The sequence below is a fragment of the Pseudomonas sp. RGB genome, from assembly GCF_007713445.1.
In the GTDB taxonomy this organism is placed as follows: domain Bacteria; phylum Pseudomonadota; class Gammaproteobacteria; order Pseudomonadales; family Pseudomonadaceae; genus Aquipseudomonas.
Genome location: NZ_VMSH01000002.1, coordinates 48,987 through 65,256, shown reverse-complemented (window position 1 = coordinate 65,256; position 16,270 = coordinate 48,987). Strand labels below are relative to the sequence as shown.

The window sequence follows — 16,270 nt, the reverse complement described above, 5'->3', positions numbered from 1 at the left end:
GCGAGCGCGTGCGTCTCAGCCGTAGTGCCAGGCGTTAATGCTTGCTCGGGAAACAGATGCGCGTGAACAGTCTTTGAGGATTTGCACCCGCGTGTTGGCGGCAAGTGCGTGGCGGATGGCCAAGTCGGGCAGATAGGCGATACCGATGCCCTGCACGGCAAAGCAAATCCGGGCTTCGAGGTTGTTGCAGACCATGGAGATCGGCAGCGCCAGATTGATATTTAAATCGCCTCGGCTTAAGGAGTTGCCTGTGACACCCTCACTCAGCGTATCCGCCGCGTCCGACCGCCTGCCCATCGGCGCATTGCTCGCGCTGGCCATGACCGGCTTCATTTGTATCGTCACCGAAACCCTGCCCGCCGGCCTGTTGCCGTTGATCAGCGAGGGCCTGGCGATTTCGCCGTCGCTGGCCGGGCAGATGGTCACCGCCTACGCGCTGGGTTCGGTGCTGGCGGTGATCCCCATGACCATTGCCACCCGCGGCTGGCGCCGGCGCAATGTGCTGTTGCTGACCATCGTCGGGTTTCTGCTGTTCAATTCCATCACAGCGCTGTCGTCGCACTATGGCGTGACCCTGGTGGCGCGCTTCTTCGCCGGCGTGGCGGCGGGGTTGGCCTGGAGCCTGCTGGCCGGTTACGCCCGCCGCATGGTCGCGCCGCATCAACAGGGCAGGGCGCTGGCCTTGGCGATGGTCGGCACGCCGATTGCGCTGTCGTTGGGGGTGCCACTGGGCACCTGGCTAGGCGGGCTGGTGGGCTGGCGCACCACGTTCGGCCTCATGTCGGCGCTGACGCTGCTGTTGATTGTGTGGGTGCTGGTAAAAGTCCCGGACTATCCGCCCCAGGCCGCGCACCAGCGTGTGTCGCTGGCCAAGGTGCTGACCACGCCCGGTGTACGGCCCGTGCTGGCGGTGGTGATCAGTTGGATGCTGGCGCACAACATTCTGTACACCTATATCGCCCCGTTCGTGGCGCCGGCCGGCTTGGGCGACAGCGTGGATGTGGTGCTGCTGGTGTTCGGGATTGCTGCATTGGCGGGAATCTGGCTGACGGCCAAGTTGGTCGAGCCGCTGTTGCGCCGTACCGTGCTGGTCAGTCTGGCGACGTTTGCGGCCGTGAGCGTGGTGTTCGGTTTTGTAGGCAATAGGCCGCAGGTGATTTACCTCGGCGTGGCAGTGTGGGGTTTGAGTTTTGGCGGCGCGGCGACCTTGCTGCAAACAGCTCTCGCGGACGCGGCGGGTGACGGCGCAGACGTGGCGCTGTCGCTGAACGTGGTGGCATGGAACAGCGCGATTGCCGGCAGTGGCGTGGTGGGCGGCGTACTGCTCGATACCTGGGGCGTTGCCTCATTTCCCTGGGCGATGGCGTTGTTGGTCGCGCTGTCGTTTGCGATTGCCTGGCGCGCGCGGACCCATGCGTTCAAGCCAGGCGCGCGCGGGGCGGGCAAGCCCGCCGTGGCGGGGCATTGACAGGGGTGCTGAAAAACGCGTGAAGAGGCCGCACTAAAATGCTTTGCGAGGGTCAATAAACCTCGCAAGATCATCCACTTGGCTCCGCCAGCGGAGCCTGCCGCTTACTCCCTTTCAAAGAAGTCATGCATGCACCTGCGCAAAATTGCAGTCGGGCTGTCAGCCCTTGTTTTGCTTTCCACCGGGGCAGATGCCCGTGGTTTGTTCGACCTTATCAAGCCACCCGCCCAGACACACACTTCACGCGCAGGCTCGACCAGCCAGCGCGCGGCCCTCGACCTTTATTCCAGCAAGCAACAGCAACCCACGTTCGCCAGCTGCGCCGATCTGTTCCCCGGTGCCACACCGATCAACACCGCCACCGTGCCCAGCACCATGAAACCCATGGCGTTGTGTTCCGATAATTTTGCGGTGCTCTACTCGCAAACGAGCAAGACGCCGCTGGTGGTGGTCGAGCGCTTGAACGCCGCGCAGCTCAAGAACGCCAAAGGCGAGGAACGCACCAACCAGTTCTACGCAGACCCGCGCATCCCCAAAGGCGCTCGCGCCGAGTTGAGCGACTACCGCAGCCAGCACCCGGCCGTGGACCGTGGTCATCAGTCCCCGGCAGCCGACGCGCCGAGCGCGAATGCCATGGCGCAATCCTTCGCGCTGTCGAACATGGTGCCGCAAGACCCTACCAACAACCGCAAGATCTGGAGCAAGGTCGAGGCGGATGTGCGCAAGTTTGCCGTGCGTGCCGGCGGCGATGTGTTTGTGTTCACCGGCCCGTTGTTCGACGCGGGCTACAGCACCATCGGCGACAACAAGGTCTGGGTGCCGACGCGCCTGTTCAAGCTGGTGTACGACGCCTCGTCGAAACGTGCCTGGGCCTATGTGCTGCCCAACGCTGAAACGCGCATCCAGAAGCCGATGGACTACGAGACGTTTGTGAAGAGCACTGGCCTCAAGCTGCTGGGCAATCTGCCGGTCACAGGGTCGGTGGGTCGGACTTGATCACCTGCGGCCGATCCAGCTGGCGCTTGATTGTGTAGAGCGCCACGCCCACCGCCAGGATGCCTGACACCGCGCCGACCACCAGCGCCCAGCGCGGGCCCAAGTGGTCGGCGACCCAACCGACGATGGGCGCGCCAATTGGCGTGCCGCCCAAGGCGACGGCGACGCGCAGGGCGATTACCCGGCCACGCATCGCGGGCTCGGTGGTCAGTTGCATCAGGCTGTTGGTGGTGTTGCTGAAGGTCATGGCGCCCACGCCGATGACCACCAGCGCAATCGCGAACGTCCAGTAATTGGGCGCCAGGGCTGCCAGCATGCAGCCAAATCCAAACACTGCCGCACCGGTCAGCAGAGACTTGAACCGGGGTCGTTCGCTGCCCGCGGCAATCAGCGCACCGGCGATGGTGCCGATGGCCAGGGTCGAGGTCAGCAGCCCGTAGCCGCGCGCGTCGGCATGGAACACGGTGACGGCCATGGTCGAGATGAAAATCGGGAAGTTCATGCCGAAGGTGCCGATCAGAAACAGCATCAGCAGGATCGCCTTCAGGTCCGGCCGTGCCCACACGTAACGCATGCCTTCGGTAAGGCTGCCTTTGGTACGCAGCGCGCGCACCTTGGTGTGTTGAGTTGAGACGCGCAGGAAAAACAGCGACGCCAGCACCGCAAAAAAGCTCGAGCCATTGAGCAGGAACGCCCAGCCGGTGCCCACAGACGCGATGGTCACGCCGGCCACGGCCGGGCCGATCATGCGCGCCATGTTGAACGAGGTGGAGTTGAGTGCGATGGCGTTGGACAAGTCCTTCTCGCCCACCAGTTCCGCGACGAAAATCTGCCGCACCGGCGCATCGAATGCCGAGGCGCAGCCGGATAAAAACGCAAACACGTACACATGCCACAGCTGCACGAAGCCGGTGATGGTGAACACGCCCAGCGTCAGCGCCAGCAGGCCCATCACCGCCTGAGTGAAGATCAACAGTTTGCGCTGGTCGTAGTGATCGGCAGCAAACCCGGTCCACGGCAGCAACAACAGTTGCGGCCCAAACTGCAGCGCCATCACGATCCCCACCGCGGCGGCGTTATGCGGCGTGAGTTGAGTCAGCACCAGCCAATCCTGGGCGGTGCGTTGCATCCAGGTGCCGACGTTGGACACCAGCGCGCCGGCGGCCCAGATGCGGTAGTTGGGGCTGCGCAGGGAACGGAACGTGCCGAGGAAACTCATGACGGCTTCAATTCCCGCGGTTGTCGAGCAACTCGATGATGGCTTGCGCCGTGCCCGATTCGCCCAGCTTGGGGAACACGTGCTGCAGGCTGTAGGCGTGGGCTTCGGGGCTGACGTCGGTCATGGCATCGATGGCCAGGGTCACGTTGAAGCCAAATTCATACGCCTGCCGCGCGGTGGCCTCGACGCCGGTGCCAGTGACAACGCCCGTGATCACCACTTGCGTGACATTGAGCGCCTTCAACTGCGCTTCAAGGTCCGTGTTGGCGAAGGCGCCCCAGCTGCGTTTGGTCACCAGAATGTCGCTGGGCTGCTGGCCGAGTTGCTCAATCAAATCGGCCCAATCGGCTGGCAGCTCAGTGCTGCGACGCGGCCGCTCGGTGCGTCCCGGCGCAAAGCCGCTGACATTCACCAGCACCACCGGCAGCCCGCGTTCGCGAAAGGCGTCGAGCAGTGCACGCGACCGCTCTATCACCTCGCCAATGGGATGAATAAAAGGGTAACCCACGATGCCGTGTTGCAGGTCCACGATGATCAGGGCGGTTGTTGCATCCAGCGAGGTGACAGCCATGCTATTTCCTCAATCGGGTGATTCAAAAGTCGGCGAGGCGCTCCAGCAGTTTCACCGCAGCGGCGAGTTCATGTTGTTCCTGGGGTGACAGCTGTTCTTGCAGCGCGTGCAGCAGCCAATCGTCTTTGGCGGCGCGGCTTTGGGTCAGGTGTTTGCGCAAGGTGGGCGTCAGTTCGATCAGCGTCTGCCGGCCATCGGATGGGTCCGGCTTGCCGCTGACGGCTTGCATTGCCTCAAGCCCGGCCACGGTGATGCGCATCGACTGCGGCCGCACACTTTCAGCGCGGGCGAGGGCGGACACGGTCGTCGGGCCATCGCGGTCCAGGCGCAGCAACACCGACTTTTGCGCGGTGGTGAAATCATCGGGGTGAGTCTGTTCGCGCAGGCGGCGGATCAGCTTGCCCAGTGAGATGCGCAGTTCGGCGGCCAGGGTGGCGGTGCCAGGAGAAGAGTCGGTCATGCCTTAACCGTAGCACCCGTGCAGGAAAACTCTACAGTTTAGCTGTATAAATTTTTCTTCATAAAGGCTACTTGTTGTGGCGAGCGGGCTTGTTGTGGCGAGCGGGCTTGCCCCGCGTTGGGCTGCGAAGCAGCCCCAGTTCGGTTAACGCGATTTTCCAGTAAGACCTCGCTGGCAGGTTTTAGGGCCGCTTCGCGCCCCAGCGCGGGGCAAGCCCGCTCGCCACAGGAAGCCCGCTGGCCAAAATAAGCGAGCGCACCACACCACGGCCCTCGGTTTATACTCGCCCCCCATTGCAAACCTTCAAACTCAAACAACCCGAGATCCCCGATGAGTACCTCTCTCTCCCTTGCCCCCGCGCGCAAACCCATCGCGCCGCTGGTGGCTTTTATCATCCTGGTGGCGGGCGCCGTGTTCCTGCAAAGCAGTGTCGGCTCACGCCAGGTGCTGTTGCTGGTGGTCGGCGCGGCACTGGGTTTGACCCTGTATCACGCCGCCTTTGGCTTTACCTCGGCCTGGCGCGTGTTCATCAATGATCGGCGTGGCGCCGGCTTGCGAGCGCAGATGGTGATGCTGGCGGTGGCGGTCGTGCTGTTTTTCCCGGCGCTGGGGGCAGGCACGCTGTTGGGTCAGCCGGTGGTCGGGTTGGTGGCGCCGGCTGGCGTGTCGGTGGTGTTTGGCGCGTTTATCTTCGGCATCGGCATGCAGCTGGGCGGCGGCTGCGCCTCGGGCACGTTGTTCACGGTGGGCGGCGGCAATGCGCGCATGTTGGTGACGTTGTTCTTCTTCATTTGCGGGTCGTTGATCGCCACCCACCATGTTGATTGGTGGTTTGCACTGCCGGCGTTTCCGGCGGTGTCCATCGTCAAAAGCTTCGGCGTTGTACCAGCGCTGCTCTTGAGCCTGGCGGTGTTCGCGATCATTGCAGCCGTCACCGTGCGCTTGGAGAAGGGCCGTCATGGCCAACTGGAAGAGGGCGTGACCAGCGAGCACACCGGCCTGCGCCGTTTCCTGCGCGGGCCGTGGCCCTTGGTATGGGGCGCGATTGGTTTGGCGCTGCTCAACTACGCCACCCTGGCGCTGGCCGGGCGGCCGTGGGGCATTACCTCGGCGTTCGCGCTGTGGGGCGCCAAGGTCGCCAGCGGTTTGGGTGTGGACGTGGCCAGCTGGGTGTTCTGGCAGGTGCCGGGCAATGCCAAGGCCCTGGCCGCACCGGTCTGGGAAGACATCACCAGCGTGATGGACATTGGCATCGTCCTTGGTGCGCTGCTGGCGGCCGGCCTGGCCGGGCGTTTCGCACCGAGCCTGAAAATCCCCGCGCGCTCGCTGGTGGCGGCGGTGATCGGTGGCTTGCTGCTGGGTTACGGTTCGCGCCTGGCGTACGGTTGCAATATCGGCGCGTACTTCAGCGGCATCGCCTCGGGCAGCCTGCATGGCTGGGTATGGTTGGTGGCGGCGTTTATCGGTAACGGCGTGGGCGTGCGGTTGCGTCCCTTCTTCTTTGCGGGCGAGCGGCCGCAGGTGGCGTTGAGCGGCTGCTGAGCGAACCAGTGAGGTATGCGGCATGATTCGAGAACTGAGGACCTTCGTCAGCGCGGCGCGGCGCGGCACTTTTGCCGCTGCCGGTCAGCAGGTGGGGCTGACGCAATCGGCCGTGAGCGCGCAGATCAAGCACCTTGAAGACGCGCTGGGGGTGAAGCTGTTCGACCGCACCGGCCGCTCCGCCACCCTCAACTCGGCAGGGCAGCGTGCGGTGCCGCTGGCGGAGCAAATCCTCGATATTTTCTCGCGCATGGGCACCCCCGACAGGGCCAACAACTTCCACGGTTCGTTGCGCATCGGCGCCATCGGCAGTGTGCAGACCGGCATCCTGCCCAAGGCGCTGGTGGCCCTCAAACAGCGTGCGCCGTTCATTGAAGTCAACCTGGTGCCGGGAGTTTCGCTGAACCTGCTCAGCCAGGTCGATGCCGGTGAACTGGACCTGGCGATCATGATTCGCCCGCCGTTCAACCTGCCAAAGGAGCTGAATGTCGAGGTCATCGCCCGCGAGCCTTTTGTGCTGATCACCGCCAAGGACGTGCCGGGCGATGACCCGTTGCAGATCCTGCGCGAGCAGCCGTTTGTGCGATACGACCGGGGCTCGTTCGGTGGCCGCCAGGTCACGCAGTTTCTCAAGGAACAAAAGATCCAGACGCAGCAGGCGCTGGAGCTTGATGAGTTGGACGCCATCGTCAAGATGGTCCGCAGCGGCCTCGGCGTGTCCCTGGTGCCACTGGCCGGCTTGTGGCTGGAACACGGCAGCGACGTGCGGGTTTTGCGATTGGACGAGCTGACTTTCCATCGCGAAATCGTCTTGCTCACCAAGTACACCCAGCGCCAACTGCCGCTCTTCGCGTTATTCAGGGCGTGCATCATGGAAGTGCTCGGTGCGCCGAAGTAGGGCGCGAGCATCGAAAAAATTGAGGCTCAGGACGAAAGATATGCGCTTTATCGCACGGTCTTTCTGGTGAAGAATCGGGTTCTGAATAACAGAACCCGCAGGTAGCCACCGTGAGCCTTTCGCCCTTTCATTTAGCTATTCCCGTCTACGATCTCGCCGCCGCCCGCCACTTCTACGGCGACGTGTTTGGCCTTCGCGAAGGTCGCTCCAGCGCGCAATGGGTCGATTTCGACTTTTACGGTCACCAGTTGGTCATCCACGAACACCCCAAGACTGAATCCCAGGAGTCGGTGCACTCCAACCCTGTCGATGGTCACGACGTACCGGTCCCGCATTTCGGCATCATCCTGCACTGGGATCAATGGGAAGCCCTGGCCGATCGGCTCAGAGCGCGTGAGACCCAGTTTGTGATCGAACCCTACATCCGCTTTCAGGGCCAGGTCGGCGAGCAAGCCACCATGTTCCTGTTTGACCCGTGCGGCAACGCGCTGGAGTTCAAGGCGTTCAAGGACATGAGCCAGTTGTTCGCCAAGTAGTTGTCATCCGCGCGACCGTCGCCACCCGAGCGACGGCGTCAATAAGATGTGAAGCTGCATGCCTGCCGCATGAGAGAAGTGACGTGATGTCTGACGTTGACTGTGATTTTCGGCCTGTGCGTGCCGAACAGCGCTGGCAGTTCGAGCCGTGTGGCGACAGCTGCATCGTGGTGGTGTTTGCAACGCTGTTCAGCGCGCAGGCCAACCGCCGTGCGGTGGCATTCAGCGCCACGCTGCATGACCTGTTGGCGCGCGGGTTGCTTGGCGGCGTGACCGATGTGATCCCGGCGATGGTGTCCGTGGGCGTGCATTATGCCCCGCCTATCATCGCCAGGCTGTACCCCGAATTGTTGCCCTACGACGCAATTGCCCAGGTGTTGGAAAACGCGCTGACACAACAGCACAACCTGACGCGCATCACGCCAAAACGCCTGGAAATCCCGGTGTGCTACGAGGGCGACTACGCGCCGGATCTGCTGGACATCGCCAACGCCTGCGCCATCACACCCAGCGAAGTCATCGCCGCACACAGCGGGCAGTGGGTCGATGTATTGATGGTCGGTTTCGCACCGGGCCATCCCTATATCGGCATGCACGAGCCTGCGCTGAAACTGGCGCGCCGCGCCGTACCGCGCACGCAGGTTACGCGCGGCAGCGTGGGCCTGGCCAATTGTCAGAGCGTGATTTACCCCGCTGATTTGCCGGGTGGCTGGAACGTTGTGGGCCGCACACCGTTGCCGATGTTTTCGCCGGCCAATCAGCCGCCTTGCCTGTTGAGCGGTGGCGATCAGGTGCGCTTCGTGCCCATCACCGCCCGTGAATTTGAACAACTGGCCGGAGCGCAGCGATGACCATCAAAGTGCTCAGGCCCGGTCTGTTTTCCACCTTTCAAGACACCGGCCGCGTGGGCTTCCAGCATTGGGGCGTGCCGGTCAACGGCGCCATGGACCAGGACGCGCATGCGCTGGCCAACCTGTTGGTGGGCAACCCGACCACTGCTGCAACCCTGGAAATCACCCTTCAAGGCCCGGTCTTGTGCTTTCAGGCACAGGCGCTGATCGCCCTGGCCGGGGCTGACCTGGGCGCGCGCCTGGACGGTGTTGCGCTGCAACCGGGGCACGCCGTGCGCGTCAAACCGGGCGCGATGCTTGGCTTCGAGAAGCGTGAGTACGGCGCGCGGGCCTATCTGGCCGTGGCCGGCGGTTATCTGCTCACGCCGGTGATGAACAGCGCCAGCACGTATAGCCGGGGAGGGTTTGGCGGGCTGTCGGGGCGCGCACTGCAAGCCGGCGATGTGATCCCCATTTGCTCATCGTTCGCAAACCCTGTGCGGTTGAATATTCCTGCGGGCTGGCGGCTTGGCGCGCCGACACGTCCAGCTTGCATTCGGGCGCTGCCGGGGCGCGAATGGGCTGACTTCACCGAAACGGCTCGCCATGACTTCTTGCATGAGCCCTATCAGCTGACCGCTGCCTCGGATCGCATGGGTTATCGATTGGACGGCGCCGCGCTGGACCTGACGCAGCCCCGCCAGCTGCTGTCCGAAAGCGTGGCATTTGGCACCGTGCAAGTTCCCGCCGGCGGTCAGCCGATTGTGCTGATGGCCGACCGGCAAACCACCGGTGGCTACCCGCGTATCGCCCAGGTGGCCAGTGTGGATTTACCCAAACTGGCGCAACTGATGCCCGGCGATGACATTCGATTCTCGCTGATTGATTTACCCACGGCTCAAGCGTTGTTCGTGGCGCGTGCACACGCGCTGGAACGACTGGAGGCCACCCACTGAGCAAAAACCGTCGCTACCGATAATAAAAACAGGAGCGCTAGATGATTAAGCCCACGTTCACACTTCTTACTGTCGAGCATTAAAACCCCTCGCAACCTGACGGGTTTACTTCTGGGTGGAACTGTCCACCTCAATAACTCAAATGACCAACGGTCAGAGTGGAAGGTGTTTATGTCTCGCGTGATCGCTACTCCCATCCCATCGCCGCGTTTGGGCGAATTCGACAAGACCGCTGACAGCAGCGCCACCAGGATCGCCAAGCGGGCAGCCATCGCTGCCGCGACGGGCACTGCGGTGGAGTATTACGAGTTCGGTGTGTACGGCTTTATGGCGACGATTATCGCGCCGTTGTTTTTTCCCAGTGATAACGCCGCCGCCGCGCTGCTGGCCACGTTGGCGGTGTTTGGCAGTGCGTTCTTGATCCGGCCGTTGGGCGGCATTCTGCTCGGGCGGCTGGCGGACCGCATCGGTCGGCGCAAAGTATTGCTGAGCACCGTCATCGGAATGGGCACCGCGACCGCGATGATCGGGCTGCTGCCGACGGCGGCCCACGTGGGGATTGCTGCGCCGATCCTGCTGGTGCTGATCCGGCTGGCGCAGGGCTTTTTCGCCGGCGGTGAGGTGATCGGCGCTGCGGCCTTTCTGGCCGAGTCTTCACCCAAGGGCCGCCGTGGTTTCTACGGTGCCTTCACGCCGGTGGGTGTTGCGATTGGCGGGTCGATGGCAGCGATCATCTGCGGCATCACCACCGGCCTGGTCGATGCACAGCAGCTGCAAGCCTGGGCCTGGCGTATCCCGTTTTTCCTGGCGATTCCTTTGGTGATCTTCTCGTGCATCATGCGCCACAACGTCGAGGAGACGCCTGAGTTCAAAGCCTTTCTCGCCGTGGAAAAGCCGCCCACCGCGCCGGTCAAGGAGGTGCTCACGCAGAACCTGCCGGCAGTGCTGCGCGTGGTGGTGTTCGCCTTTGCACAGAACGCCGGCTACTACATCGGCCTGGTGTTCATGAACATCTACCTGACCACCTACCTGCATTTCGAGAAGTCCAAGATCTATTGGGTCATCGCCGGCGTCAGTCTGTGCATGGCCGCGCTGATGCCGTTCTGGGGCGGGCTGTCGGATCGCATCGGGCGCAAGAAAGCCCTGGCCATCGGCTTTGTCGGTTATGCGGTGCTGGTGATTCCGATGATGGTGTTGATGAACAACAGCAGCCTGTTCATCGCGGTCCTGGCGTTTTTTGTGGCGACGCTGCCGATGCCGGTGATCCAGTCGGTGGGCTACCCGACCTATGCCGAGCAGTTTCCCACTCGGGTTCGTTACACCGGCATGGCCATCAGCATCAATCTGGGCGCCATCCTGGGCGGCGGGATCACGCCTTATATCGTCACATCACTGATCGGCTCGACCGGCAATTTGCTGATCCCGGGGTTTTTCATGGCCGGCGCGGCGGTCTGTGCGTTGATTGCCTTGACCACCCTGCGTGAAACCTCGCAAGGTGCTTTGCGTCGCTGACGATGGATGTCCGAATACGTCCTCAAGTGGTCCGGCACGTGCCTGTTGCTCACCTGCCGCACTGCCTAGTATGGCTTGCATTATTCACTGAACTGCACGCCAACAGGACACCTCATGAGCCGCAAAGCCCTTATTGTTATTGATGCCCAGCATTCGTTCCGCCATTCAAGCTACTGGTCCGAAAATGACCTGCCGGGTTACCTGGAAAAGCAGCAGGCCCTCATTGATGGGTGTGTTCAACAGGGCATCCCGGTGATACAAGTCTTCCATGTGGAAGACCAGGGGCATTTTTCGCTGGCCTCGGGCAATGTTCGGGCATTGGGCGAATTGTCGATCAACCCTGACCGGGTCATTCACAAGCGCTTTCACAGCGCCTTCGCCGGCACGCCCTTGGCGGCGTGGCTCACGGAAATGGGAGTGACCACAGTGATCATCAGCGGCATTCGCACCGAACAGTGCTGTGAAACCACCACGCGGCAGGCGTCGGACAGTGGCCTGAGTGTGGATTTTGTCAGCGAAGCTACGTTGACCTTCCCGATGACCCACGCGCGCAGCGGCCGGGTCTATACCGCAGCCGAAATACGCGAGCGTACGGAGCTGGTGCTGGATGGCCGCTTTGCGCGCATCGTCACGGTCGCCCAGGCATTGGAGGATTGACCCCGTGAGCGTGCCGGTGCTGTTTGTGCTGTTGCCCAACGTGCTGATGCTGGACCTGGCCGGTCCCGCCGAAGTGCTGCGCCTGGCCGCTCAGGTCGAGGACTCGACGGCCGTTGAGTTCGACTTGCAGTACGTCAGCCCGGTTGAAACGCTGCAAACGTCCATCGGCTTGCCCCTGACCGGGTTGGCGCCGCTTCCGCCAACCCTGGCGCCGGGCACGCTGGTGGTATTGGTGGGCTCCACGTCGAAGGTCACCAAGGCGTGCCAGCAGGCATTTGACTCGGCCAGCAGCGTGCTGACCCAGTGGCTGCAAGCGGTGTTCGCGCCGTCCGGCGAGAAACTGGTCTGCGTCTGTGCGGGCGCCTTGAGCGCCGCCCGCGCCGGGCTGCTGGACGGACGCCAATGCACCACGCACCACGCGCTGTGCGCCTCTTTGCAATCCATGGCGCCCAAGGCTCGAGTACTGGAAAACCGCTTGTACGTCACCGATGGCAACATCAGTTGCAGCGCCGGCGTCACCGCCGGCATCGACCTGATGCTGCATTGGGTTGCCGAGCTGGCCGGGCCGCGACTGGCCTGCGCGGTTGCGCGGGACATGGTGGTGTACATGCGCCGCAGCGGTGCCGATCCACAGCTGTCGGCCTGGATCGCCGGGCGCAATCACCTGCATCCCGCCGTGCATCGGGTGCAGGACGCCGTCGCCGCAGCCCCGTGTGAGCCGTGGACCGTCACGCGTATGGCCAGCCTGGCCTGCACCAGCAGCCGGCACCTGGCGCGACTGTTTCACGAACACGTCGGCATCAGTCCGCTGGATTATCTGCACACCCTGCGTTTAACCGTGGCGCGTGAATTACTGGTTGAGTCGACCCTGGACATCGAAACCGTCGCCGAGCGCGCGGGCTTTGGTTCGGCGCGGCACCTGCGACGTATCTGGGGCAAATATGAAGCGGGGACGCCTTCAGCTGGGCGTGTCGGTGGCGGTGGTTGACGCTTGATCGGCCTGCGCTTCGAGTTTGGCGCGGTCGGCTTTGCTGATGTATTTATCTTTGCTCTTGGGGGCCAATTTGGCGCTGGCCTTTTTCGCTTTGGCCTTGAAGAGCTGCTGCAGTTTTTTCTGGCGGTTCATGGTGTGCTACTCAGCGGGTAATTGATCGCATGATATCAGCTTGAGGCAGTGCGTCAGGCCCCGGCCTTGTGGAGTCAACATATGCTCAGGTTCATCGTTGGCGTTGCCAGTCTGGTGTTGTTATCGGTGCTACCGGCCGCCCACGCAGGCGACGCCTTCTACATCAATCCCGAATCGAACGCTGCCCAGTGGGTAAAACACAACCCGCAGGCGCCCGACGCGGCAACCATCCGTGTTGCCATTGCCCAGGTGCCGAGTGCCCTGTGGCTGACCGGCAGCAGCCAGGGCAGCGATCAACTTGAGCCGCGTGTGCACCGCTACGTATCCGCCGCCGCCACGGCCCGCGCCACACCGATTCTGGTCGCCTACAACCTGCCGCACCGTGACTGCAGCGGCGGCGCCTCTGCAGGCGGCGCGGCCGATGCGGCAGCGTATCGCGCCTGGATCGACCACCTGATCAACGGCGTTGGCCGCAAACCGGCGATCATCATCCTGGAGCCCGACGCCTTGCCGGACATGCAGTGCCTCAGCCAATCTCAGCGAGACGAGCGCCTGGCGCTGTTCAACTACGCAGTCTCAGGTTTCAAGCAACGCGCGCCCCAGGCGGATGTGTACCTGGACGCTGGTAACGCGCACTGGAAGCCCGCCTCGCAGATGGCCGATACCCTGCATGCGGCCGGAATAAAAAACGCGCGCGGTTTTGCGCTGAACGTCTCCAATTTCTACACGCTCGATCAATCCCGTGACTACGCCGACCGGATCAACGCCAGGCTCTTTGCCAATCACGCCTACACAAAGGCCGTGGTCGTCGACACCAGCCGCAACGGCAACGGTGCCGTCCGTGGCGACTGGTGCAACCCGCCCGCGCGCAAGCTGGGCATGCTGCCGCGCGTCGTCACGCCCAACCTGCTGGCGCTGTGGATCAAGCTGCCGGGCAACTCGGACGGCGCCTCTTCGCCCATCGCCGACTGCCATGGTGGCCCGGCGGCCGGCACGTTCAGCGCGCCGTTGGCGCTGCGGTTGATCGAGGGCAAATAAACCCCTCTGCGTGAACCCGGTGCTGTTGGCGAACGCGCAACGGCCCTCGCCACAACGGAACGTCTTGGCATCTGGGTCGCTTTTCAGCGCCGATCTGTGCATTGAATCACCGGGTGTTTTGCCAATAATCAGGCCGGGTATTCAGCGCAAGCGGAAGCCATTTGATGAGCACGCATACCCGCACCCAACGCACCACCGTCCCGCAACTGGTCGCGATGAAAGGCCAGCAGAAAATCGTCTCCCTGACGGCGTATTCCAGCACCATTGCCAAGCTGATCGACCCGTTGGTCGACTTCATTCTGGTCGGTGATTCCACGGCCATGGTCGGCTATGGCCGGCCTTCAACCTTGAGCATGCAGCTCGAAGAAATCATCGGCCACACTCGCGCAGTGGTCGATAGCACGCGCCTGGCCTGTGTCATCGCCGACATGCCGTTTGGCAGCTACCAGGAATCCCACGCGCAGGCGTTTCGCAACTGCGCTCAGGTGTTGGCGCGCACCGGCTGCGATGCGGTCAAGCTGGAAGCCAACCAGGCCCTGGCCAGCACGGTTGAGTTTCTGGTGGCGCGCGGCATTCCGGTGATGGCCCATGTAGGGCTGATGCCGCAGTTTGTGAATGTGATGGGCGGCTTCAAGGCGCAGGGCCTCACGATTCAAACCGCTGCGGTGATCGCTGAAGATGCGCGTGCCAACCTGGAGGCGGGCGCTTTCAGCCTGCTGCTGGAAGGCGTGGCCGAAGGTGTGGCCCGGCAGATCACCCAAGACGCGAAAATGCCGACGATCGGCATCGGCGCCTCGCCCGCCTGCGACGGCCAGGTGTTGGTCACCGAAGACGTGTTGGGCCTGGGCGGTGAGCACCTGCCACGTTTCGTCAAACAGTACGCGGATGTCGGCGCGGTGATTCGCGATGCCTGCGAGCGCTTTGCCGATGACGTACGCCACGGGCGATTCCCCGAGGCGTGGCATTGCTACGGGCTTTGACGCATCGCCTGGGCCAGCAGGTTTACGGCCTGGGCGATATCCTTGCCCCAGTCGAGGGTGTAGCTCAGGCGTAGGTGATGGCGCCAGGCGCCTTGCTGACTGAACAGCTCGCCGGGCGCAATGACGATGCGCTCGGCCTGCAGACGTTCGAATACCTTGCGCATGTCGACGGCGGGCGAGGCCTCAAGCCAGAAACTCGCGCCGCCGTGGGGGCGGTGAACCTGCCACTGATCGTGTTCGCTCAGCAGCGCGCCAAGTTGGGTCATGCGCTTGAGCAGCAGTGCCCGCAGCGCTTTCAAATGTGGGTCGATGCGCTTGGACGTGAACAGTTTGGCGATCGCCTTCTGACGGATAGGCGACAGGCGGAACCCGCGCTTGAGAAACTCTCGCTGCAACTGCGAGCCTTGCCCGCGACTCAGTACGTACCCATAGGGCGCTTCCGAGCCGATGACTTTGTCGAAGGTCGAAAACACCAACAGCTTCTGCGGGTCGGCAAAGTCGCGATAGCGCGCCGGTTGCGGCTCGAAATACAACTCGCCGTAGGTGTCGTTTTCGAACAGCCAGATATCTCGCTCTGCCAACCAGCGGCAAATTTGCTGTTTGTCCCGCGCAGGCACCACGCCCCCCTGGGGAATATTCACCGTCGACGACAGCACCGCCAATCGAATCGGCGCGCGCTGCAATAATCCTTCCAGCGCGGCCAGGTCGAACCGCCCGCGCGCATCCAGGTGCAACTCGATCACCCGGATATTCGCTGCCTGCAGCTGACGCAGGATCGCCCACGAACACGGCGACTCCACCAACGCCACCGTGCCGGCGAGGTCCAGCGCGTTGAGCGCTGCGTCCAGCACGCTGTGCAAGTCCGCGCCGATAAACACATGGTCGGCCTGCCAGTAACGGTCGGTGGACTGGGTGTAGCGCTCGGCCAGTGCGGCACGCAACTCGGGCTCGCCGAACGGCAGGTACAGCGGCGCCAGCGAGCGCGGGTGTTGGCGGGTGAGTTCACGCTCGAGCATCAGCAGCGGGTTTTCCAGCGACAGCAGCATCGCCGGGGCATCGCTGCTCAGCGCCAGCATCCCGGGCTGGCGGGCCGTGGCAAACACCTGGTCGAGCAGGCTTGATGTGCCTTGAGTCAATAACGGCGCAGGTAGCGATCGGGTGAAGTAGCCGAATTTGGCTTTGGCGTAGATCCGCCCTTGATCTTCAAGCAGCGCGTAGGCGTACTTGGTGGTCGACACCGACACACCCAGGCGCTCGGCCAGTTGGCGCAGAGACGGCAGTTTGCGTTCGCCGTCTGGCGGGCCGGCGTCGATCAACTCGACCAGGTAGCGGTACACCGCCTGATAGGCGAAAGCGCTGTGTTTAGTTCTATCCATGACCACTCGCGCTACTCGACCAGGTTATACGGGGAATACATCGGGGCTGGTGCCGGTCCAGTATTACTCAAGGCGATGTGATACGGAACTCAACGGCAGCCCCCG

Annotated in this window: 18 protein-coding genes; 12 read left to right on the top strand and 6 right to left on the bottom strand. The window is 63.0% G+C overall.

Annotated elements, in window-relative coordinates:
• Window positions 1-15 precede the first annotated feature (15 nt).
• The gene (locus tag FPT15_RS30295; RefSeq protein WP_372241443.1) at window positions 16-333 is read right to left on the bottom strand and encodes a hypothetical protein; all 318 of its coding nucleotides are present in this window, start codon (window positions 331-333) and stop codon (window positions 16-18) included.
• Here FPT15_RS30295 and FPT15_RS03985 point away from each other — a divergent pair.
• Window positions 251-1,468 carry an MFS transporter gene (locus tag FPT15_RS03985; RefSeq protein WP_145158719.1) on the top strand — a complete coding sequence of 406 codons (1,218 nt, stop codon included), beginning with the start codon at window positions 251-253 and terminating at the stop codon, window positions 1,466-1,468. The two genes, FPT15_RS30295 and FPT15_RS03985, sit on opposite strands and share 83 nt — an antisense overlap.
• 129 nt (window positions 1,469-1,597) lie before the next feature.
• On the top strand, window positions 1,598-2,464 hold the full coding sequence (locus FPT15_RS03980) for a DNA/RNA non-specific endonuclease (RefSeq protein ID WP_145158717.1): 867 nt from the start codon (window positions 1,598-1,600) through the stop codon (window positions 2,462-2,464).
• Here FPT15_RS03980 and FPT15_RS03975 read toward each other — a convergent pair.
• Genes FPT15_RS03975 through FPT15_RS03965 form a run of 3 tightly spaced genes read right to left on the bottom strand, consistent with a single transcriptional unit; the run spans window position 2,439 to window position 4,714 of the window.
• A complete protein-coding gene (locus FPT15_RS03975) occupies window positions 2,439-3,683 on the bottom strand; it encodes an MFS transporter (RefSeq protein ID WP_145158715.1) in 1,245 nt (414 codons plus the stop codon). The genes FPT15_RS03980 and FPT15_RS03975 overlap by 26 nt on opposite strands.
• Window positions 3,684-3,690: 7 nt before the next feature.
• Window positions 3,691-4,254, bottom strand: coding sequence for an isochorismatase family protein (locus FPT15_RS03970; protein ID WP_145158713.1), 564 nt, complete (start codon window positions 4,252-4,254; stop codon window positions 3,691-3,693).
• Window positions 4,255-4,276: 22 nt separating this feature from the next.
• Window positions 4,277-4,714 (bottom strand): MarR family winged helix-turn-helix transcriptional regulator, encoded by a 438-nt coding sequence (locus FPT15_RS03965; protein WP_145158711.1) that lies wholly within the window; start codon window positions 4,712-4,714, stop codon window positions 4,277-4,279.
• Between the two features lie 330 nt (window positions 4,715-5,044).
• On the opposite strand from FPT15_RS03965, the gene FPT15_RS03960 reads away from it, so the two are divergent.
• From FPT15_RS03960 to FPT15_RS03925, 8 genes are all read left to right on the top strand, one after another.
• Window positions 5,045-6,256: a YeeE/YedE family protein gene (locus tag FPT15_RS03960; RefSeq protein WP_145158709.1), complete on the top strand. Its 1,212-nt coding sequence runs from the start codon at window positions 5,045-5,047 to the stop codon at window positions 6,254-6,256.
• A 22-nt stretch (window positions 6,257-6,278) separates the two neighbouring features.
• Window positions 6,279-7,154, top strand: coding sequence for a LysR family transcriptional regulator (locus FPT15_RS03955; protein ID WP_145158707.1), 876 nt, complete (start codon window positions 6,279-6,281; stop codon window positions 7,152-7,154).
• Between the two features lie 110 nt (window positions 7,155-7,264).
• Entirely contained in the window at window positions 7,265-7,690 is a 426-nt protein-coding gene (locus FPT15_RS03950) for a VOC family protein (protein WP_145158705.1), read from the top strand.
• 86 nt (window positions 7,691-7,776) lie between these two features.
• Window positions 7,777-8,541: an allophanate hydrolase subunit 1 gene (locus FPT15_RS03945; protein WP_145158703.1), complete on the top strand. Its 765-nt coding sequence runs from the start codon at window positions 7,777-7,779 to the stop codon at window positions 8,539-8,541.
• Window positions 8,538-9,476, top strand: a complete 939-nt coding sequence (locus FPT15_RS03940) for a biotin-dependent carboxyltransferase family protein (protein ID WP_145158701.1) — start codon at window positions 8,538-8,540, stop codon at window positions 9,474-9,476. The genes FPT15_RS03945 and FPT15_RS03940 overlap by 4 nt, the downstream gene beginning before the upstream one ends.
• A 171-nt stretch (window positions 9,477-9,647) precedes the next feature.
• Window positions 9,648-10,988, top strand: coding sequence for an MFS transporter (locus FPT15_RS03935; protein WP_106576583.1), 1,341 nt, complete (start codon window positions 9,648-9,650; stop codon window positions 10,986-10,988).
• Window positions 10,989-11,102: 114 nt separating this feature from the next.
• The gene (locus tag FPT15_RS03930) at window positions 11,103-11,645 is read left to right on the top strand and encodes a cysteine hydrolase family protein (protein ID WP_145158699.1); all 543 of its coding nucleotides are present in this window, start codon (window positions 11,103-11,105) and stop codon (window positions 11,643-11,645) included.
• Window positions 11,646-11,649: 4 nt separating this feature from the next.
• Window positions 11,650-12,633 carry a GlxA family transcriptional regulator gene (locus tag FPT15_RS03925; protein ID WP_145158697.1) on the top strand — a complete coding sequence of 328 codons (984 nt, stop codon included), beginning with the start codon at window positions 11,650-11,652 and terminating at the stop codon, window positions 12,631-12,633.
• Here the strand turns inward: FPT15_RS03925 and FPT15_RS03920 are convergent.
• Window positions 12,604-12,771 carry a DUF2986 domain-containing protein gene (locus FPT15_RS03920; RefSeq protein WP_145158695.1) on the bottom strand — a complete coding sequence of 56 codons (168 nt, stop codon included), beginning with the start codon at window positions 12,769-12,771 and terminating at the stop codon, window positions 12,604-12,606. The genes FPT15_RS03925 and FPT15_RS03920 overlap by 30 nt on opposite strands.
• Window positions 12,772-12,852: 81 nt before the next feature.
• Here FPT15_RS03920 and FPT15_RS03915 point away from each other — a divergent pair, with 81 nt between their 5' ends.
• Both FPT15_RS03915 and panB read left to right on the top strand, forming a co-directional pair.
• Window positions 12,853-13,809 carry a glycoside hydrolase family 6 protein gene (locus FPT15_RS03915; RefSeq protein ID WP_145158693.1) on the top strand — a complete coding sequence of 319 codons (957 nt, stop codon included), beginning with the start codon at window positions 12,853-12,855 and terminating at the stop codon, window positions 13,807-13,809.
• Window positions 13,810-13,973: 164 nt separating this feature from the next.
• A complete protein-coding gene (gene panB, locus FPT15_RS03910; protein ID WP_145158691.1) occupies window positions 13,974-14,789 on the top strand; it encodes a 3-methyl-2-oxobutanoate hydroxymethyltransferase in 816 nt (271 codons plus the stop codon).
• On the opposite strand, the gene FPT15_RS03905 is transcribed toward panB, so the two are convergent.
• Window positions 14,777-16,165, bottom strand: coding sequence for a PLP-dependent aminotransferase family protein (locus FPT15_RS03905; RefSeq protein ID WP_145158689.1), 1,389 nt, complete (start codon window positions 16,163-16,165; stop codon window positions 14,777-14,779). The genes panB and FPT15_RS03905 overlap by 13 nt on opposite strands.
• Between the last annotated feature and the right edge of the window lie 105 nt (window positions 16,166-16,270).